Origin of the sequence: Kribbella caucasensis (assembly GCF_004361855.1) — a bacterium.
Lineage (GTDB): Bacteria > Actinomycetota > Actinomycetes > Propionibacteriales > Kribbellaceae > Kribbella > Kribbella caucasensis.
This window is the reverse complement of the sequence record NZ_SNWQ01000001.1, coordinates 348210-366926: the sequence shown is the minus strand read 5'-3', so window position 1 is coordinate 366926 and position 18717 is coordinate 348210. Positions and strand designations below refer to the sequence as shown.

Sequence of the window (18717 nt, the reverse complement as noted above, 5' to 3'; positions counted from 1 at the left end):
CCGGAGACCGAACTCAAGGGTGGGGGATCGAATGTCAGAGCTCGCGATCAGCCCGTTGAACCCGGCGATCCTGCCGGCCGCGACGGGTAACTACACGCACGGCGTCCAGGTGGACGGTGGCAGCCGGATGGTGTTCGTCAGCGGTCAGGTGCCGTGGGCGGACGAGCACGGCTCGATCCCGGACGACTTCGAGGAACAGTGCCGGCTGGTCTGGCGCAACGTGCTCGCGGTGCTGGCCGAGGCCGATCTGGGTGTGCGGAACCTGGTCAAGGTGACGACCTATCTGTCCGACCGGGAGTACCGGGCGGCGAACTCGAAGATCCGCGAGGAGGTGCTGGGCGACCACGCGTCGGCGCTGACGATCATCATCTGCGACATCTACGCCGAGGAGTGGCTGCTCGAGATCGAGGCGGTCGCGGTCGGCTGATCCGAACCACGAGCAGGCCAGTCCTCGAGCAGGCCAGTCGCCGGCAAGTGGATCTGGATCCGGGGTTGCCGGACCACCTAGCGTCAGGCGCATGCGGATCAGGATCATCGACGCGTTCACCGACCAGCCGTTCGCGGGTAACCCGGCGGGGGTCTGCCTGCTGCCGCACGGACCGTGGCCGGACGAGAAGTGGATGCGGCAGGTCGCCGCGGAGTTGCACCTCTCCGAGACAGCCTTCGCCCGGCCGTCCGAGGCCGACGCCGACTGGGATCTGCGCTGGTTCACCCCGGCGGTCGAATCCCGGATGTGTGGCCACGCGACGCTGGCAACCACGCACGCCCTGCTCACCGACGGCTTGCTCAAAGGGCAGGTGCGGTTCAGCACGCTCAGCGGGATCCTGGTCGCCTCGGCCACGTCCGACGGCGAGATCAAGCTGGACTTCCCCGCCTCGTCCATCGCGCCGATCGACCCGCCGGAAGGACTCACCAAGATCCTGGGCTGCGAAGCGGTCGGCGTCTACCTGACCAGCCCGCTCGGAGATCTGCTGGTCGAACTGGCCGATGAGAAGCAGCTGAGGTCACTCACCCCGGATCTCGGTGCGGTGGCGCAGCTCACCCGAAGCCAGGACTACCGCGGCGTTCTCGTCACTGCCGCGGGCGCCGATGAGTACGACTTCGTCTCGCGGTTCTTCGCGCCGGACCACGGGATCCCGGAAGACCCGGTGACCGGCAGCGCGCACACGGAGCTCGCGACCTTCTGGGCCGGGCGCCTCGGGCGGGATCACCTGACCGGGTACCAGGCGTCCGCCCGGGGCGGCGTCGTACGGGTCGCCCTGGCCGGTGACCGCGTCCACCTGATCGGCCGCGCGGTCACCGTGCTGGACGGAGAACTATCGGCTTAAGCCCAGGTCTCCGCATGGGTGACGGTGCCGTTGGGGGCGCTGATCTCGGTGATCACGTCGTCCGCGTCCGCCTCCAGCGGCTCGAACGGGTGCTCCGGTACGACGTACGCGCGGGCGCCGGCGACCAGGTCGACCCCGGGCAGCTCGAACCACGCCTCGCCGGTCTCCCGGGTGATCTCGTAGATCGCCTGCTCGGCGGTGTCCACCGGTTCGGCGTCGCCTGACTCCTCCGCCTCGACCGGGTGCCGCTGCTGGGCGGACCGGCCGGCGTCGAGCAGCGCGTCCAGATCGACCACCCGCAGGTCGAACCGGGAGACCACGCTGATCAGCTGCTCCTGATCTTCCTCGGCTTCCTCGTCAACTTCCTCGACATCGTCCTCCAGCAGCAACGGAGCGGTGCCGGTGTGCTCGAAGACGGCGTCGTTCCAGTCCTCGACGAGTTCCTCGAGGGCGGCGTTCTGCTCGTACAGGACGGTCTGCTCCTCGGCGCCGGTCATCGCCAGCAGGGCCTCGGTGTGGGCCTGCAGACGTTCGGCCAGCAGCCGGCTCGCCTCGGCCAGAGCCTTCCGGGTCTCTTCGGTGAAGCCCTGGGAGTTGAGCTGCTGGTCGTCTACTTCAGTCACTGCTGCTTGTCCCTAACTGTCGTGCCCCGCGCCGGATCGTCCGGACGGCGCGTGGGCTGCTGGTTGCCAGGCGTAAGTATGTGGTCTGAGCGCCGCAGACCGAAGTCCTGTCCGGAAAGAGGGCATGTGAGAGGCCCGTGAGAGCTCCGTCAGCGGGTGTGAGAGCCCTGCGAGAGAACTACTGACGGGGCAGCCAGCGGTGTGCAGTGAACTCATGAGCACTTTCTCTGAGGGGTGGGTCCTGCCGTGAAGGACCTGATCTACCTCGCCGTCACCGTAGCCGTCTTCGCGACCATCTGGTTCGCCCTGCGGGGAGTGGAGAAGCTGTGAGCGCCGAAAACGTGGCCGGTCTGGTGATCGCCGCAGCGCTGGTCGTCTACCTCGTCGCCGCCCTGATCTTCCCCGAGAGGTTCTGATGTCGGACACCGCAGCCGGCCTACTCCAGGTCGGCCTCTTAGTGCTGCTCCTGGCGGCCGCGTACCGGCCGTTCGGGGGGTACATGGCCCGGGTCTACAGCTCCGAGAAGGACAACCGGGTCGAGAAGGTCACCTACAAGCTCCTCGGCGTCGACTCCAAGGCCGACCAGACCTGGGCGGTCTACGCCCGGTCGGTGCTGGCGTTCTCCGCGGTCGGCGTCATCCTGCTCTACCTGCTGCAGCGATTCCAGGCGCAGCTGCCGCTGTCGCTCGGGCTGCCGAACGTCGAGCAGGGCTCGGCCTTCAACACGGCCGCCTCGTTCGTGTCGAACACGAACTGGCAGGGCTACGTGCCCGAGGTGACGATGGGCCACCTGGTCCAGTTCGCCGGCCTCGCCGTCCAGAACTTCGTCTCGGCCGCCGTCGGCATCGTCGTGGCCATCGCGCTCATCCGCGGCTTCAGCCGGTCGAAGACGGACCGCCTCGGCAACTTCTGGGTCGACCTGATCCGGACCGTACTGCGGGTCCTGCTGCCGATCGCTGTCGTGGGCACCCTGGTGTTGGTCGCGATGGGTGTCGTGCAGAACTTCTCCGGTATGCACGAGGTGACCACGGTCGCCGGCCAGACCCAGAACATCCCGGGTGGCCCGGTGGCCAGCCAGGAGATCATCAAGGAACTGGGCACCAACGGTGGTGGCTTCTACAACGCCAACTCCGCGCACCCGTTCGAGAACCCGAACCCGCTGTCCGACATCTTCGAGATCTTCCTGCTGCTGGTGATCCCGGTCTGCCTGACCCGCACCTTCGGCGTGATGGTCAAGGACAAGAAGCAGGGCTACGCGATCCTCGGCGCGATGGGCACGATCTGGGCCCTGTTCACCTTCTCGGCCACGTTCTTCGAGAACCAGGGTGCCGGTACGGCGGCCCGGGCGGCAGGCGCTGCGATGGAGGGCAAGGAAACCCGGTTCGGTGAGTGGGCGTCCGCGCTGTTCGCCACCTCGACCACGGGTACTTCCACCGGCGCCGTCAACTCCATGCACGACTCGTACACCGCACTCGGCGGAGGTACGGCGCTGTTCCACATGATGCTGGGTGAGGTGACGCCAGGCGGTACGGGCTCCGGTCTGTACGGCATGCTCGTGCTCGCCGTACTGGCGGTCTTCGTCGCCGGCCTGATGGTCGGGCGGACGCCGGAGTACCTGCGCAAGAAGATCACCGCGCGCGAGATGAAGCTGGTCTCGCTGTACATCCTGACCACGCCGGCGATCGTGCTGATCGGTACTGCGATCGCGATGGGACTGGAAACCGCTCGCGCGTCGATCCTCAACACCGGCGGCCCGCACGGGTTCTCCGAGGTGCTCTACGCGTTCACCTCGGCGGGGAACAACAACGGCAGCGCGTTCGCCGGTATCAGCGCGAACACGCTGTTCTACAACACCGCGCTCGGGCTGGCGATGCTGCTCGGCCGGTTCGTCCCGATGATGCTCGTACTGGCGCTGGCCGGCTCTTTCGCCAAGCAGCAGCCGGTACCGGTGACCCAGGGCACGCTGCCCACCCACAAGGCCTTGTTCGTCACGATGCTCGTCGGTGTCGTGCTGATCGTCACCGGCCTGACGTACTTCCCCGCAATCACTCTCGGACCCCTCGCGGAGGGACTGTGACCACGCTGACGAAGCCGCCCGCGTCCAAGGCGGCTCCTGCCAAGAAGGCCCCGAGTGGGCTCTTCGACCCCAAGATGCTGCTCACCTCATTGCCAGACGCGCTGAAGAAGCTCGACCCGCGGGTGATGATGAAGAACCCGGTGATGTTCGTGGTCGAGGTGGGCGCGGTCGTGTCCACGGTGCTCGCCTTCACGGACTCCAGCGTCTTCGTCTGGCTGATCGTCATCTGGCTGTGGCTGACGACGATCTTCGCCAACCTGGCCGAGGCGGTCGCCGAAGGTCGCGGTAAGGCGCAGGCCGACACGCTGCGGCGGGCCAAGACCGAGACCACGGCCCGCCGGCTCAAGGCCGACGGCATCGAGGAGGAGGTCGCGGCCACCGCGCTGCAGCTCGGCGACCGGGTAGTGGTCGAGGCCGGGCAGATCATCCCCGGCGACGGTGACGTCGTCGAGGGTGTCGCCTCCGTGGACGAGTCGGCCATCACCGGCGAGTCCGCGCCGGTGATCCGCGAGTCCGGCGGTGACCGCAGTGCTGTCACCGGCGGTACGAAGGTGCTGTCCGACCGGATCGTCGTCCAGATCACCACCAAGCCGGGCGAGAGCTTCATCGACCGGATGATCGCCCTGGTGGAAGGTGCCTCCCGGCAGAAGACGCCGAACGAGATCGCGCTGAACATCCTGCTGGCCAGCCTGACCATCGTGTTCCTGCTGGCGACCGTGACGCTGCCGCCGTTCGCGAACTATGCGGGCAGCGAGATCAGCACCGTCATCCTGGTCGCCCTGCTGGTCTGCCTGATCCCGACCACGATCGGCGCGCTGTTGTCGGCCATCGGTATCGCCGGGATGGACCGGCTGGTTCAGCGCAACGTACTGGCCATGTCGGGCCGTGCGGTCGAGGCCGCAGGCGACGTGAACACGCTGCTGCTCGACAAGACCGGAACGATCACGCTGGGCAACCGGCAGGCCTCGGAGTTCATCCCGCTCGGCGATGTCAGTGAGACCGAGCTGGCCGACGCGGCTCAGCTGTCCAGCCTCGCGGACGAGACGCCGGAGGGCCGGTCGATCGTGGTGCTGGCGAAGACGCAGTACGGGCTGCGTGAGCGGCACACCGGTGAGTTGCCGCATGCAACGTTCGTCGAGTTCACCGCGCAGACCCGGATGAGCGGCGTCGATGTCGACGGCCTGCAGATCCGCAAGGGTGCGGCCGGTGCCGTCAGCGCCTGGATCCAGAGCCACGGCGGCACCGTCGAGGCCGACCTGGGCAACGTCGTGGACGGCATCTCGGCCTCCGGCGGCACCCCGCTGGTGGTTGCCTCCAGCAAGGATGGCGCTGTCCGGGCGCTCGGCGTGATCCACCTCAAGGACGTCGTCAAGGAGGGCATGCGGGAGCGGTTCGACCAGATGCGCGCGATGGGCATCCGGACCGTGATGATCACCGGCGACAACCCGCTGACCGCCCAGGCGATCGCCGAGGAGGCCGGGGTCGACGACTTCCTGGCCGAGGCGACGCCGGAAGACAAGATGGCGCTGATCAAGAAGGAGCAGGAGGGCGGCCGGCTGGTCGCCATGACCGGTGACGGCACCAACGACGCGCCCGCGCTCGCGCAGGCCGACGTCGGTGTCGCGATGAACTCCGGTACGTCGGCCGCCAAGGAGGCCGGCAACATGGTCGACCTGGACTCCAACCCGACCAAGCTGATCGAGATCGTCGAGATCGGCAAGCAGTTGCTGATCACCCGCGGATCGCTCACCACGTTTTCGATCGCGAACGACGTGGCCAAGTACTTCGCGATCCTGCCGGCCCTGTTCGCCGCGACGTACCCGGGTCTGGACAAGCTGAACATCATGCGGTTGGAGTCGGCCGAGTCGGCGATCCTGTCGGCGGTCATCTTCAACGCGCTGGTGATCGTCGCCCTGGTCCCGCTGGCCCTGCGGGGTGTCCGGTACAAGCCGTCGTCCGCGTCGGCGATGCTGCGGCGGAACCTGCTGATCTACGGCGTCGGCGGTCTGGTCAGCCCGTTCATCGGCATCAAACTCATCGATCTGCTGATCTCGGTCATCCCGGGCATCGGCTAGAAGAAGGCATAGACGAATGGCAAGCACAAGAAGGGGCGCCCTGGGCCAGCTGGCCGTCGGGGTCCGCGCGATGATCGTGCTGACCGTGCTGGTCGGGGTGCTCTACCCGCTGGTGATGACCGGCGTCTCACAAGTCCTGTTCAACGACAACGCGAACGGCTCGATGTTCCAGGTCGACGGCAAGGACGCCGGCTCGGATCTGATCGGCCAGGCCTACACCCGCGACACCGGGCAGAAGGACGCCGACGGCAACGCCATCATGGAGGCCGACCCGAAGTGGTTCCAGACCCGGCCGTCCGCGGTCGACTACGACGCCGGCGCCAGCTCGGGGTCGAACCTCGGCCCGAACAACGCGGATCTGCTCGCGCTGGTCGAGGAGCGGAAGAAGGCGGTGGCCGCCCTCGAGCAGGTGGACGAGTCACAGGTTCCGGCGGATGCGGTCACCGCGAGCGCCAGTGGCCTGGACCCGCACATCAGCCCGGAGTACGCCGCGCTGCAGGTGAACCGGATTGCGCGGGAGCGCAACCTCAGCGTCGACCAGGTGAAGCAGCTGGTCGAGGACAACACCCAGGGCCGGACGCTCGGCTTCCTCGGTGAGCCCAGGGTCAACGTTGTCACCCTGAACCGCGATCTGGCCGAACTGAACTGAGATCATGGGGGGTATGGCAGGCAGCGCGCGTCCGAGGGGGCATCTGAGGATCTACCTCGGCGCCGCGCCCGGTGTCGGCAAGACGTACAAGATGCTGGGCGAGGCGCAGCGGCGGCATGAGCGCGGAACCGACGTAGTGGTCGGCTTCGTCGAGACCCACGGCCGTTCCCACACCGCCGAGATGCTCGAAGGGCTGGAGGTGGTGCCGCGGAAGATCCTGGATCACCGCGGCGCCAGCTTCACCGAGATGGACCTGGATGCCATCCTGACCCGCCGGCCCCAGGTGGTGCTGGTCGACGAGCTGGCCCACACCAACGTGCCGGGCAGCCGCAACAACAAGCGCTGGGAAGACATCGACGATCTGCTCAGCGCCGGGATCGACGTGATCTCCACCGTGAACATCCAGCACCTGGAGTCGATCAACGACGTCGTCGAGAAGATCACCGGGGTGCCGCAGCGGGAGACCGTGCCGGACCGGGTGGTCCGGGCCGCGGACCAGATCGAGCTGGTCGACATGACCCCGGAGGCGCTGCGCCGCCGGATGGCGCACGGCAACGTCTACACCGCCGACAAGGTGGATGCTGCCCTCGGCAACTACTTCCGGGTCGGCAACCTGTCCGCGCTGCGCGAACTCGCGCTGCTCTGGCTCGCCGACCGGGTCGATGCCGGTCTGCAGCAGTACCGTGAGCAACATGACATCGACTCGACCTGGGAGGCGCGCGAGCGGGTTGTCGTCGCGCTCACCGGTGGTCCCGAAGGCGAGACCCTGATCCGGCGTGCCGCCCGCATCGCCGCCCGGTCCTCCGGAGGGGACCTGCTCGCCGTCCACGTCACCCGGTCCGACGGACTGACCGGCGTGGATCCGGCCCGGCTGGCCCAGCAACGCCGGCTCATCGAGAGCATCGGCGGCACCTACCACCAGGTGGTGGGTGACGACATCCCGGCCGCACTTCTGTCCTTCGCCCGCGCCGAGAACGCCACCCAGCTGGTGATCGGTGCCAGCCGCCGCACCTGGCTGGGCAGCCTGCTCACCGGTCCGGGGATCGGATTCACCTCGATCCAGGAGTCCGGCGACATCGATGTCCACATCGTCACGCACTCCGAGGTGGGTCGCGGCCGGCTGCCCCGGCTGACCGGCGGCAACCTGTCCAAGCGCCGCCTGATCTACGGCTTCGCCCTGGCCGTCCTGCTGCCGCCGTTGCTCGCGTTGCTGCTGGGTCTCGGCGGCGACACGCTCAACCTGACCAGCAATGTGCTGGCCTTCCTGCTGGCGGTCGTCGTGGTCGCCCTGGTCGGCGGGCTGTGGCCGGCGATACTGATGGCGATCGCGGGCACGCTGGTGCTCAACTACTTCTTCACCCCGCCGGTCGGAACCTTCACGATCGCCGAACTGAACAACGCGCTTGCCCTGGGCATCTTCGTCGCGGTCGCGGCGCTGGTCTCCTCGGTCGTGGACCGCGCCGCCCGGCGTACGAGGCAGGCGGCCCGGGCAGCGGCGGAGTCCGAGACGCTGGCAACGCTGTCCGGCACCGTCCTGCGCGGCGAAACGGCGCTGCCCGCTCTGCTCGAGCGGGTCCGGGAGGCATTCGGGATGACGGGCGCCTGCCTGATGGAACGCATCGATGACGACGAGATGAGCGAGACGTGGCGCCCGCTTGCCGGGGCCGGTACGCCGACCTGTCGCCGCCCCGAGGACGGCGACGCCGAGATCCCCGGGCGGGAGGATCTCGTCCTGGTTCTGCAGGGTCGTCAGCTGGCCGCCGACGAACGCCGGCTGGTCGGTGCATTCGCAGCCCACGCGGCTGCCCTGGTCGACCGGACCCGGCTGAGCGAAGCGGCAGCGGAGGCGAAGCCATTGGCAGAAGCAGACAAACTCCGTACTGCGCTGCTCCGCGCGGTCGGCCATGATCTCCGGTCGCCGCTGGCATCGGCGAAGGCCTCCGTGACCAGCCTGCGCAGTTCCGACGTCGACTGGACCCCGGCGGAGCGCGAAGAGCTGCTCGAGACGGCCGACGAGTCACTGGACCGGCTCAGCCGGCTGGTGGACAACCTGCTCGACCTGAGCCGCCTGCAGGCCGGCGTACTGCCCGTCTTCACCCGGCCGACGGCGCTGGACGAGATCATGCCGGGGGTGCTGGCCGAGCTCGGCGAGTCGGCGCGTCAGCTCACCGTGGAGGTCTCGGAAGACCTGCCCCTGGTGGACGTCGACCCGGCCCTGCTGGAACGGGTGGTCGCCAACCTGCTCGCCAACGCGATTCGGCACTCCCCACCGGGCCAGGCGCCGCTGCTCACCGGCAGCTCGCTCGGTGACGTGGTCGAGATCCGGGTGATCGACCGGGGCCCGGGGATTCCGCGGGAGGATCGGGATCGGGTGTTCGCACCGTTCCAGCGGCTCGGCGATACGGACAACACCACCGGCGTCGGTCTCGGCTTGGCCCTGGCCCGCGGCCTGGCCGAGGCGATGCACGGGACGCTGCAGCCGGAGGACACACCCGGCGGCGGTCTCACCATGGTCGTTTCGATGCCAGCGGCAACAACTAGGCAGGCCGAGGCGCCGGTCCCCGGCCGGCTCGAGCGCGGCACGCTTGAGCAGCTCCGGCTGGAGCAGAGCCAAGCCGAACAGAGCCGGCTGGAAGGGGACCGATGACCAGGGTGCTGGTGGTCGACGACGAACCGCAGATCGTGCGGGCCCTGCAGATCAATCTGAAGGCCCGGCGGTACGAGGTGCACGTGGCCGGCAGCGGGACGGCCGCCCTCAAGGTGGCCGCCCAGTACCCGCCGGACCTGGTCATCCTCGACCTCGGCCTGCCCGACTTCGACGGCGTCGAGGTGATCCGCGGCCTGCGCGGTTGGACCGAGGCGCCGATCCTGGTGCTGTCCGGCCGGACCGACAGCACCGACAAGGTGGAGGCGCTGGACGCGGGCGCGGACGACTACGTCACCAAGCCGTTCGGCATCGACGAGCTGCTGGCCCGGATGCGTGCCGTACTGCGCCGGAGCAACCTCGGCCAGGACGAGCCCGTCGTCACCGTCGGTGGCGCGCAGGTGGACTTGTCCGCCAAACGCGTGACACTGGAAGGTGGCGACGACATCCGGCTGACTCCCACCGAATGGCATCTTCTGGAGGTGCTGATCCGGCACCCCGGCAAGCTGATGTCCCAGCGGCAACTGCTCACCGAGGTCTGGGGACCCGGGTACGAGAACGCGGGCGGCAACCTGCGCTTCTACATGGGCCAGCTCCGCCGCAAACTCGAGGCCGACCCCGGCCGCCCCAAGCACCTGCTCACCGAACCGGGCATGGGCTACCGCTTCGAACCCTAGTAGTGTCCGATTCCTTCAAGACGACGGGCCGGCCCGGCGGGCATGGTTGGGGTATGGACATCTTCGAAGCGGCTCGTGAGTTCGTCCGGCGTGAGGGCCGGTTGGTGGAGCGGCGGTTGTTCGCGACCTTGTTCGAGGGCGCGGACCCGGCCGGGGTGGTGGACGCGTTGCGGGGTTACCGGAACGCCGATGGTGGATTCGGGCACGGGCTCGAACCGGACAAGCGATGCCCGGACAGTCAAGGTCTCGACGTCGAGATGGCCTTCGACGTACTGCTCGCGGCCGGTGCCCGGGATGACGAACTGGTGCGCGGTGCCTGCGACTGGTTGCAGTCGGTGGCGACTCCCGAAGGCGCGGTGTCACTCGGGACACCGGCGGTGGAGGGCTACCCGCGGGCCGAGCACATCGGCGAGTGGATGTACCAGCCGGACCTCAACCCGACGGCCGGACTGGTCGGACGGCTGCACCAACTCGGAGTCAAGCACCCGTGGCGCGATCAGGCCGAACAGTGGTGCAAGGCGAAGCTGGCCCAGGGATTCCCCGAGGACGCGCACGGGATGCACGAGTCGATGGAATTCCTCGAGCACCAGCCCGACGTGGACGTCGCCGCGGTAAAGGACTGGCTCCCCAAGCTGTCCCACTACCGCGCCGACGCCGCCGACCCGTCGTACGGCGTAACCCCGCTGCACTTCGCGCCGACACCGGACAGTTTCTGGCGCCAACTCTTCAACGACCAGCAAATCGAGGCCCACCTCGACCGCCTACTCGCGGACCAACAGCAAGACGGCGGCTGGTCCCTCACCTGGGAACCCCCAGGCACCGTCCCAACGCTGGAGTACCGCGGCATCGTGACCGTCGGGGCGTTGCGAACCCTGCAGGCGTACGGGCGGCTGAAGGTGAGCTGAAACGCGGGTGGGCTGCACCGGGGGCTGTGGGAGAATCGGCGGGTGAGGAGGTGGCCGACAACCCGTGATGCTCGCTGAGAGCTGGTTGCAGTCGTTGGTCACCGCCATCGCTGTGATCGCCTCCTCCCTCCCCGGGACCACCGCGCCCGAACCTGCCGCCCAGCCGGAGCCGACCACCGCCGTGGTCAAGACCTGGGTCGGTAGCTGGGGCGTGTCCATGACCCAGGCGAGTCCGTCCGGCTTGTCCGCGACCGGTGTCAGCAACATGACCATCCGGCAGGTCGCCCACTTGTCCATCGGGGGCAGCTCGATCCGGGTCCGGTTGTCCAATCGCTTCGGCACCAGGCCGCTCGTGGTCGGCCGGGTGACGGTCGCACCGCGCAAGGACTCGGCCGCCGGTACGCCGAACGTGGAGCTGCTCCGGATCGTCCCGGTCACCTTCCGCGGCAAGCCGGGCGTCACGATCCCGGCCGGCGCCGATTTCGTCTCGGACCAGATCGACGTGCCGGTCGCCGAGGACAGCGACGTGGTGATCAGCACGTACTTCCCGCGCGCGACCGGTCCGTTGACGCAGCACCCGGCCGGTTACGCGTCCGCGTTCATGGCGCGGGGGAATCAGAGCGGCGCCGGCGGAGCGCCGTACCGGAAGATCCCGGGGATGGCGCGGTTCGTGGTGGAAGGGGTCGACGTGCGGTCGGATGCCGTCGGCTCGGTGGTGATGTTCGGCGACTCGATCACCGACGGCGCGTCCTCGCCGGTGGACCGCAACCAGCGTTATCCCGACCAGCTCGCGGATCTCCTTCTCCTGCAGGGCTTCGGCACGTTGAACGCGGGCATCGGCGGCAACCGGCTGCTGTCCAACGGCGGCGTCTCGGGTGAGGCTGGGCTGGCCCGGTTCGAGCGGGACGTGATCCGCCGGCCAGGTGTGAAGGGCGTCCTGATCCTCGAAGGGATCAACGACATCCGGGCCACTCGCGGCTCGATCTCCGCGACCCAGCTGATCAACGCGCATCGCAAGCTGATCGCAAGGGCGCACGCGGCCGGCCTGAAGGCGTACGGAGCGACCCTCACGCCGTACTGGGCCACTTCGCACTACACCGTCGGCGGCGAGATCGCCCGGCAGGCGTTGAACCAGTGGATCCGCACGTCGGGTGAGTACGACGGATTTGTGGACTTCGAGCACGCGGTCCGCGATCCGAAGCAGCCGTTGCGGTTGCTGCCGGCGTACGACAGCGGGGATCACCTGCATCCCAATGCCAAGGGGTTCACGGCGATGGCGCGGGCCGTCGACCTGTTGATGTTGACCAGCGACTGACCGGTCCTCGCCGCTAGCCGGCTTCGGCGGGGTGCTCGACCTGGCGATCGCCCCACTGCGTGAGCAGACCGCGGGCGATCTCCAGGTCGTCGCGCAACGATCGGTCGGTCAGGTCGGCGGGCAACGCCGCCAGCGCGTCCGCCAGCCAGGCTGCGACCACCGCGGGCGCCAGATCTTCAGGGGTGAGGCCGGCCAACCGGATCGCCCGGACCGCGGTGACCAACTCGCAGGCCAGCACGTCTCGGAGCGCGTCCAGCAGTTGTTTGGTCAGGACGGCGGCCTGCGGGGCGAAGCTGGCGTGGTGTTCGGCGCCGCGGGACAGGGTCGCCGTACCGAGGGTGGCGGGCTGGGCCGTCGAACGGACCGAGGCGAGCGCGTCGTGCGCGACGTACTCGATCATCATCACGCCCGAGCTCGCCTCCGCCCCGCTGGCGAGGAACCGGCTCAGGTCGGTGAAGTCCGGATCGACCAGGTTCGCCACTCGGGACGTGGACAGGGTCGCCACACTGTGCAGGCTGAGCCGGAGTGAGTCGAGGGCGAGGGCGATCGGCATCGCGTGCCAGTTGCCGTTGTGCAGCACGGTGTCGCCGGCCACCAGCGGGTTCTCGGCGGACGCGTTGATGTCGATCGTGAGAGCGTTGCCCAGGGCATCGACATGGTCGACCGCGGGCCCGAGCACCTGCGCGAACGCCCGCAGGCCGAACGGATCCTGGACCCGGGCCGGTGGAATCGGCAGCCCGTCGAGCAAGCCGCGCATCCGGCGGGCCACCCGGACCTGACCTGGTTGCGGTCGCGCCTCGTGCACACGTTCGTCGTACACCTCGAGGTTGCCGCGGAGGGCGACATGCGACAGGGCGCCGACGAGTGGGACGACGTTGATCAGGGTGGCGGCCTCGACGTACGCGAGACAGCAGTCGGCCAGGGTGAGCGCGTTGCTGGACAGCAGGGGGAGTGTGCTGGTCCCGTCGATGACGTCGCCGAGGGCGAGGCCGAGTTCGGCCAGCGGGCCGAGGTCGCCGGTGCCGATCGCGCCACCGCGATGCAGGTCGGGCAGGTCGTCTTCGTTGAGCAGGGCAACGATCGCGTCGGCGACCTCCGGGGCCAGTCCGGACCCGCCGGTGGCGAGCTGGTTGACCCGGATCAGCAGGCCGAGGCGGACGACGTCCTTCGGGTACGACGTGGTCCCGGTCGTTGAGTGGGACGCCAGCAACCGCGCACCGTGTTCGGGGTCGTTCGTCAGCACGTCCCGGTTGGCGCCGACCCCGGTGGTCCGCCCGTACACCGGCCGGTGCCTCGCGATCTCCGCCACCGCGGCCGCGGACTCGGCCATCCGCTTCCGCGACGTTTCCCCCAGCCGCACCGGAGTCCGCCGCTGCCCCAGCGCCACGGCGTTCAACGGCGACAATCCACCCCCGGAGATCTCCATCGGCTCCACCCGCCCAGTGTGAGTCTCACACCCCCCAAATGCGCATCACCCCAGCCGAGTTTCTGTCTCAAATTCGAGACAACGGCGTCCTGCTTGATCAAGGCTGTGCAGCTCGACATGAGGTAGTTGGGTCGACGGCCTGGTCCCACGCTCAGCGCATCCCGATCCGCGGCGTTTTCGGGGACTACCTCATGTCGAGCTGTACGGAGACAACGAACAGGGCCCGCCGATCATGAGGTGATCGGCGGGCCCTGGGTGGCAGCGCCGCCGGGCGAGCGGCAGGCGTGCCAAGGCTGTGTCGGCTCAGCGGCTGACAACCTGATCCGGCCGGTGGCGCCAGGCCGGATCGGATTGGTCAGCTCTGGCCGTAGCGCTTCTTGAACTTCTCCACCCGGCCCTGGGTGTCCATCACACGCTGCTGGCCGGTGTAGAAGGGGTGGCTGGCCGACGAGATCTCGACGTCGACGACCGGGTAGGTGTTGCCGTCCTCCCACGTCACGGTCTCGGCGCTCTCCCGGGTCGAGCCGGTGAGGAAGCTGAAGCCGGCCGACTTGTCCCGGAAGACGACCGGACGGTAGTCGGGGTGGATAGCCTTCTTCATGCTGCGGTACTTCCTTCCAGATAGGGGGCGAACGGATCGGTCAGCGTCTCGGCCGGTTCGTCCGCACGTAGTACACAACCGTCCAGCCGCCGCCGTAATTCCCACAGGTCCAGCCCGACCCCGGTGATCGACAGGTACGACGCCCGGTCGCCGTGCTCGGGATGCCATTCCAGCGCCGACCGGGCCTGATGCGTCTGGCTCACCTCGGACCACCGATCGGCCGACAGATCCACGAGCCACCGGCCGAGTACGCCGATCGCGATGTTGGTGCCGAAGTTGTCCCAGCCGAGCCGAGCCCGTGGTTGCGACGCCAGCCAGACCGTGCCCTTGCCTCGCGCGGTCCCGGCGACCAGGTCCTCTAGTGCGTCGTACAGCCGCTCCGGGTGGAACGGCCGATCCGACTGCCACACCAACGTCCGCACCGGCCCGGCTTCTTCCACCAGCGGCGCACTGATCGATCCCGGCTCCACCCGAGTCTCCGCCGCATCCGGATCATGCAGCCGTACGCCGACCAGCTCGACCGCCTCGTCACCGGTCCGTACCAACGCCTGCGGGTTGATCGCCTGCGCCAACGCGCGAGCTGTTTCGTCCGGCTCGCTCAGGACCACCGCGTCGGCGTACTCGAGCTGCCGGATGATCGCCTCGGCCAGGGCCCGGCCGTCCTCGGCGGCGGTCGCGACCCCGCTGTCCCGGAGCAGTTCGTCACCAGATACGTCGGCCACAAAGGAAGACGGGTCGATCACCGCGAGGACCGCGTCCACCCGGAGATCCTTGCTCGCGTCCCGGGCGATCTCCTCGGCCAGCGCCTGCGTGTCACCCGCACCCGGGATCGACACGATCACGGACCGGTACCGCTCGACCGCCGCGATGCTGACCAGCAACGGAACCAGGGATCCCCGCATCGCGCACGAGATGCACGGGTGGCCCATCCGGATCACCTCACGGTCGATCACGGCCGACGTGGTCCGCGCGATCCGGATCACCGTGCCGCCGGCAAGCCCGCTCACGTCGTACTCGACCAGGACCGTGCCTGGGCCGAGCAGCGTGCCGGCGACGGTTCCGCGGGTGGTCTCGCCGACCCCGGCGACCAAGGTGACCGGCAGCATCCGTACCCTCTTCCCTGTACGATCTTATTGAAAACGATAACCATTAGAACATATCCTGCCCGGACCGGAATACGCGAACCCGGCGCAGACGTTCACGGTACCGAGTGCGAAGGCGCGGGACAGCGCCCGGAAGGAAGATGCAATGGCCAAGCACAACGACATCCGCCCGATCATCAAGCTGCGGAGCACCGCCGGCACCGGGTTCACCTACGTGACCCGCAAGAACCGGCGCAACGACCCCGACCGGCTGACCATGCGCAAGTACGACCCGGTCGTCCGGCAGCACGTGGACTTCCGGGAAGAGCGGTAACCCGGTGGCGAAGACGAGCAAGATCGTCAAGAACGAGCAGCGTAAGCAGAAGGTCGCCCTGTACGCCGAGCGCCGGGCCGAGCTGAAGCGGATCATCGCCGACCCGGCCAGCTCGTTCGACGCGCGCGGCGAGGCGCAGCTCAAACTGCAGAAGCTGCCGCGCGACGCGAGCCCGATCCGGATCCGCAACCGCGACGTCGCGGACGGCCGCCCACGCGGCTACCTCCGCAAGGCGGGCATCTCCCGAGTCCGCTTCCGCACCATGGCCCACCGAGGCGAACTCCCCGGCATCACCAAGTCCTCCTGGTAATCCAGACAGCCCGGCCGAGATCAGCCGGGCCGTCCTCCAGCGACGCCCGGGCCGGGATCAGGTGGTTCCCGGCCCGCCGTCACGTTCTCAGTCCTCCAGCGACCGCCAGAACCCGATCCGGTGCTCGGCGAGGAAGTTGGTCCGCTTGACCCTGGCCGGGTTCAGCGACTGAACCGTCCGGTCCGACGGAGTCGCTCGCGGCCAGTACTGCGTGTCGTCGGCGTTCGGGTTCCCGGTCCGGACGAACGCACTCCATCGGGCGATCACCTCGTCCGCCAGTTGCTGCTGACTGGCGTTCAGCGGTTGCAGCAGGCCAAGGTCGAACAAGTACGCGAGATCGCTCATGTGATGCGACCCGACCGGCCATCCCGGCTCCGCGAGTCCGTTGTACCAAGGCGCCTTGCCCGCGAACTCGAACGTGTACGTCGGCATCCGCAGCGACAGCAACCGGTTCGACCGGGCGGCCGGATACGCCCACTGCGAGTCGGTCAACACGGTCGACAACGCCAACCCGGCTGGCTGCACGTCCGAATACCGTTCCAGCACCCGATCAGCATCGGCGCCGAAGATCCGCCGTACCTCCCCTTCGTATTCCGCAGTCGTGATCGGTACGCCGGTCGCGGCCTCTTGCGCTCCGTATCGGCCGTGTTCCTCGTCGTGGTTGATCCCGTGCAACACCGGCACCTTGTTGACCCCGCCGGTCAGCAACGCCTTCGCCGGGTGGATCGGCAGCACCGGCCCGCCGAGCACCGGACTGAACTCGGCCTCGTCCGTCGCGGCCAGCAGCCTGTCCGCCGGGACCTCCCGCAGACAGTCGGCGGTCGCACATCCGAGTGACTCCGCCAGCTCACGGCCGTACGTCTCGGCGACCTCGCGCGGGCGGGGTCCGGCGTAGTTGATGGCCGAGTACTCCTGCGCACACGGACCGCTCTGCACAATCGCCCGCTGGAACAGCCCGGCCGCGGTCGGCGACGCGATGTTGTCGCAAACGCTGTAGGCACCTGCGGACTCGCCCATGATCGTGACGTTGCGCGGATTCCCACCGAAGGCGGCCGCGTTCCGCTGGACCCAACGCATAGCCGCCTGCTGATCCTCCAGGCCGAAGGTGCCGGATCGCTCCAGCAACGGGCTGGCGAGGAACCCGAGCGCCCCCAGCCGATACTGCACCTCGACGACCACCACGTCACCCTTGGTGACGAGTGGTTCCGGTTGGTAGACGCTCGTTGCGCCGTGCTTGAAGCTGCCGCCGTGGATCCACACGACGACCGGCCGGTTCTGCCCGGACTCGGTGGGCGTGGTCACGTCCAGGTAGAGGCAGTCTTCGCTGGTGCTCGCTACACCGACCGGGTGTTCTCCTTGCACACAGGGATCCGCGTACCGCGTCGCGTCGCGGACCCCGTCCCACTTCGCGGCCGGACGTGGCGAACGCCAACGCAATTCACCGGTCGGCGGCGCGGCGTACGGAATGCCTCGGAACGTTCGGGTTTCGTCACCGACGATGCCGCGCACGAGACCGGTGTCAGTCCGCACGACGCTGTCGTCCGAGGCCGCCGCAACAGTGGGGACGGCGAGCAAGGTAGCCGGGAGGGCGAGTAAGGCAGCGATTGCCGGGATTCGTCTCTTCATTGCGCCAGCTTTCCTCGGATCGCGGGTATCTCGACCCCGGAAAGGCAGGCGCACTAGTGCAGCGAAATCAGCCCCGCAGCCGACGAGTCAACGCGTCCGCGGTCTGGCGGACCCGGCGGGCCAGCAGGGCACGCTCGGGCGGCGGGATCGCCTCACTGCGAAACGAGACGCTGATCGAGGCGACCGGGTGACCGGCATGGTCGAGGGCGGCACTGGCGACCGACGCGACGCCAGGTGTGACATGTGAGTCCTCGACGGCGTAGCCCTGTCGCCGCTCGTCCGCGAGCAATCGACGCAGTTGGCTGAGCGTCTGCGGTCCCTGATCGGTCCGGCGTACAAAGGTCTCCGGCGTCGGGAACAACGCACGCACCTGAGCAGGCGGCAGCGCGGCCAGTAGTGCACGACCCGACGCGGTGAGCGTGGCCGGCAGGCGGACGCCGATGTCCGTGACGAGGGTGACCGGCCGGGGCGGCTGTTCCTTCAGCAGATAAACGAGTTCACGCCCGTGCAGGACGCCGAGATGGGCGGTCTGGCCGACGTCCGCGACCAGTTGGGCGAGTAGTGGTCGGGCCAGTCGTTCGAGCGGATCGTGCCGCAGATAGGCCGACCCGATCTCGAATGCGGCCACCCCGAGGCCGTACCGCTTCTCCTCCGGCAGGTGCACGACGAAGCCCTCGGCGATCATTGCCTTGAGCAAGTGATAGGTCGACGAGCGCGGCAGTCCGACCGCGGAGGCGATGCGCTCCATCGGTACCGGACCGGGCTGGGTGGCCAGGAACGTCAGCACCCGCAGAGTGCGGGTCGAGGCGGGAACGTTGCCGCTCACAACTGCGAGGGTAGCGGCGGGTCCTCACAAACCAGTCGATTGACCATTTTGGGCGCGGCTGCGGCGGATCCGCAGCCGGGTCAGCTCGCCGGCCAGTGCGATCCCGAACAGCCCACCGGCCAGCAGCCAGTCGATCAGCTGGTCGTCGCCGGACAGCAGGAAGCCGACACCGATCGACAGGCCCGCGAAGAACACGAGCGACAGGGTGAGTCTGACCAT

19 protein-coding genes are annotated in these 18717 nt (G+C 68.4%); 12 read left to right on the top strand and 7 right to left on the bottom strand.

The window, feature by feature from the left end; genetic code table 11:
- Positions 1 to 31 precede the first annotated feature (31 nt).
- Positions 32 to 427, top strand: a complete 396-nt coding sequence (locus EV643_RS01710; protein ID WP_133798133.1) for a RidA family protein — start codon at positions 32 to 34, stop codon at positions 425 to 427.
- Between the two features lie 91 nt (positions 428 to 518).
- Positions 519 to 1328, top strand: a complete 810-nt coding sequence (locus tag EV643_RS01705) for a PhzF family phenazine biosynthesis protein (protein ID WP_133798132.1) — start codon at positions 519 to 521, stop codon at positions 1326 to 1328.
- Here the strand turns inward: EV643_RS01705 and EV643_RS01700 are convergent.
- Positions 1325 to 1951, bottom strand: a complete 627-nt coding sequence (locus EV643_RS01700; protein ID WP_133798131.1) for a hypothetical protein — start codon at positions 1949 to 1951, stop codon at positions 1325 to 1327. The two genes, EV643_RS01705 and EV643_RS01700, sit on opposite strands and share 4 nt — an antisense overlap.
- A 326-nt stretch (positions 1952 to 2277) precedes the next feature.
- On the opposite strand from EV643_RS01700, the gene kdpF reads away from it, so the two are divergent.
- From kdpF to EV643_RS01660, 8 genes are all read left to right on the top strand, one after another.
- On the top strand, positions 2278 to 2367 hold the full coding sequence (kdpF, locus tag EV643_RS01695; RefSeq protein WP_133798130.1) for a K(+)-transporting ATPase subunit F: 90 nt from the start codon (positions 2278 to 2280) through the stop codon (positions 2365 to 2367).
- Positions 2367 to 4028, top strand: coding sequence for a potassium-transporting ATPase subunit KdpA (gene kdpA / locus EV643_RS01690; RefSeq protein WP_133798129.1), 1662 nt, complete (start codon positions 2367 to 2369; stop codon positions 4026 to 4028). The genes kdpF and kdpA overlap by 1 nt, the downstream gene beginning before the upstream one ends.
- Positions 4025 to 6103, top strand: a complete 2079-nt coding sequence (gene kdpB, locus EV643_RS01685; protein WP_133798128.1) for a potassium-transporting ATPase subunit KdpB — start codon at positions 4025 to 4027, stop codon at positions 6101 to 6103. The genes kdpA and kdpB overlap by 4 nt, the downstream gene beginning before the upstream one ends.
- A 16-nt stretch (positions 6104 to 6119) precedes the next feature.
- On the top strand, positions 6120 to 6752 hold the full coding sequence (kdpC, locus tag EV643_RS01680; protein WP_133798127.1) for a K(+)-transporting ATPase subunit C: 633 nt from the start codon (positions 6120 to 6122) through the stop codon (positions 6750 to 6752).
- Between the two features lie 4 nt (positions 6753 to 6756).
- Positions 6757 to 9399: a sensor histidine kinase gene (locus tag EV643_RS01675; protein ID WP_133798126.1), complete on the top strand. Its 2643-nt coding sequence runs from the start codon at positions 6757 to 6759 to the stop codon at positions 9397 to 9399.
- Positions 9396 to 10073: a response regulator gene (locus EV643_RS01670; protein ID WP_133798125.1), complete on the top strand. Its 678-nt coding sequence runs from the start codon at positions 9396 to 9398 to the stop codon at positions 10071 to 10073. The genes EV643_RS01675 and EV643_RS01670 overlap by 4 nt, the downstream gene beginning before the upstream one ends.
- Before the next feature lie 53 nt (positions 10074 to 10126).
- On the top strand, positions 10127 to 10978 hold the full coding sequence (locus EV643_RS01665) for a prenyltransferase/squalene oxidase repeat-containing protein (protein ID WP_133798124.1): 852 nt from the start codon (positions 10127 to 10129) through the stop codon (positions 10976 to 10978).
- Positions 10979 to 11045: 67 nt separating this feature from the next.
- On the top strand, positions 11046 to 12293 hold the full coding sequence (locus tag EV643_RS01660) for an SGNH/GDSL hydrolase family protein (protein ID WP_133798577.1): 1248 nt from the start codon (positions 11046 to 11048) through the stop codon (positions 12291 to 12293).
- A gap of 13 nt (positions 12294 to 12306) precedes the next feature.
- On the opposite strand, the gene EV643_RS01655 is transcribed toward EV643_RS01660, so the two are convergent.
- From EV643_RS01655 to EV643_RS01645, 3 genes are all read right to left on the bottom strand, one after another.
- Positions 12307 to 13719, bottom strand: a complete 1413-nt coding sequence (locus EV643_RS01655) for an aromatic amino acid ammonia-lyase (RefSeq protein WP_133798576.1) — start codon at positions 13717 to 13719, stop codon at positions 12307 to 12309.
- Between the two features lie 355 nt (positions 13720 to 14074).
- Positions 14075 to 14320, bottom strand: a complete 246-nt coding sequence (locus EV643_RS01650; protein WP_133798123.1) for a type B 50S ribosomal protein L31 — start codon at positions 14318 to 14320, stop codon at positions 14075 to 14077.
- A complete protein-coding gene (locus EV643_RS01645; protein WP_133798122.1) occupies positions 14317 to 15426 on the bottom strand; it encodes a CobW family GTP-binding protein in 1110 nt (369 codons plus the stop codon). Before EV643_RS01645 ends, EV643_RS01650 begins: the two co-directional genes overlap by 4 nt.
- A 142-nt stretch (positions 15427 to 15568) precedes the next feature.
- On the opposite strand from EV643_RS01645, the gene rpmG reads away from it, so the two are divergent.
- Both rpmG and rpsN read left to right on the top strand, forming a co-directional pair.
- Complete coding sequence (gene rpmG / locus EV643_RS01640) at positions 15569 to 15736, top strand: 50S ribosomal protein L33 (protein WP_133798121.1); 168 nt, start codon at positions 15569 to 15571, stop codon at positions 15734 to 15736.
- A gap of 4 nt (positions 15737 to 15740) precedes the next feature.
- On the top strand, positions 15741 to 16046 hold the full coding sequence (gene rpsN / locus EV643_RS01635; RefSeq protein ID WP_133798120.1) for a 30S ribosomal protein S14: 306 nt from the start codon (positions 15741 to 15743) through the stop codon (positions 16044 to 16046).
- Between the two features lie 87 nt (positions 16047 to 16133).
- Here the strand turns inward: rpsN and EV643_RS01630 are convergent, their stop codons facing one another.
- From EV643_RS01630 to EV643_RS01620, 3 genes are all read right to left on the bottom strand, one after another.
- Entirely contained in the window at positions 16134 to 17672 is a 1539-nt protein-coding gene (locus EV643_RS01630; protein ID WP_133798119.1) for a carboxylesterase/lipase family protein, read from the bottom strand.
- 67 nt (positions 17673 to 17739) lie between these two features.
- A complete protein-coding gene (locus EV643_RS01625) occupies positions 17740 to 18498 on the bottom strand; it encodes an IclR family transcriptional regulator (RefSeq protein ID WP_133798118.1) in 759 nt (252 codons plus the stop codon).
- Positions 18499 to 18522: 24 nt separating this feature from the next.
- The gene (locus EV643_RS01620; protein ID WP_133798117.1) at positions 18523 to 18717 is read right to left on the bottom strand and encodes a hypothetical protein; all 195 of its coding nucleotides are present in this window, start codon (positions 18715 to 18717) and stop codon (positions 18523 to 18525) included.

Excerpts from the sequence above, each read along its gene's own strand:
- EV643_RS01650 (WP_133798123.1), bottom strand. The coding sequence starts at position 14,320 with ATGAAGAAGGCTATCCACCCCGACTACCGTCCGGTCGTCTTCCGGGAC.
- kdpA (WP_133798129.1), top strand. The coding sequence starts at position 2,367 with ATGTCGGACACCGCAGCCGGCCTACTCCAGGTCGGCCTCTTAGTGCTG.
- EV643_RS01655 (WP_133798576.1), bottom strand. The coding sequence starts at position 13,719 with ATGGAGATCTCCGGGGGTGGATTGTCGCCGTTGAACGCCGTGGCGCTG.
- EV643_RS01710 (WP_133798133.1), top strand. The coding sequence starts at position 32 with ATGTCAGAGCTCGCGATCAGCCCGTTGAACCCGGCGATCCTGCCGGCC.
- EV643_RS01675 (WP_133798126.1), top strand. The coding sequence starts at position 6,757 with ATGGGGGGTATGGCAGGCAGCGCGCGTCCGAGGGGGCATCTGAGGATC.
- EV643_RS01645 (WP_133798122.1), bottom strand. The coding sequence starts at position 15,426 with ATGCTGCCGGTCACCTTGGTCGCCGGGGTCGGCGAGACCACCCGCGGA.
- rpmG (WP_133798121.1), top strand. The coding sequence starts at position 15,569 with ATGGCCAAGCACAACGACATCCGCCCGATCATCAAGCTGCGGAGCACC.
- EV643_RS01670 (WP_133798125.1), top strand. The coding sequence starts at position 9,396 with ATGACCAGGGTGCTGGTGGTCGACGACGAACCGCAGATCGTGCGGGCC.
- EV643_RS01705 (WP_133798132.1), top strand. The coding sequence starts at position 519 with ATGCGGATCAGGATCATCGACGCGTTCACCGACCAGCCGTTCGCGGGT.
- kdpC (WP_133798127.1), top strand. The coding sequence starts at position 6,120 with ATGGCAAGCACAAGAAGGGGCGCCCTGGGCCAGCTGGCCGTCGGGGTC.
- EV643_RS01620 (WP_133798117.1), bottom strand. The coding sequence starts at position 18,717 with ATGGTCAGACTCACCCTGTCGCTCGTGTTCTTCGCGGGCCTGTCGATC.
- EV643_RS01630 (WP_133798119.1), bottom strand. The coding sequence starts at position 17,672 with ATGAAGAGACGAATCCCGGCAATCGCTGCCTTACTCGCCCTCCCGGCT.
- EV643_RS01665 (WP_133798124.1), top strand. The coding sequence starts at position 10,127 with ATGGACATCTTCGAAGCGGCTCGTGAGTTCGTCCGGCGTGAGGGCCGG.
- EV643_RS01660 (WP_133798577.1), top strand. The coding sequence starts at position 11,046 with ATGCTCGCTGAGAGCTGGTTGCAGTCGTTGGTCACCGCCATCGCTGTG.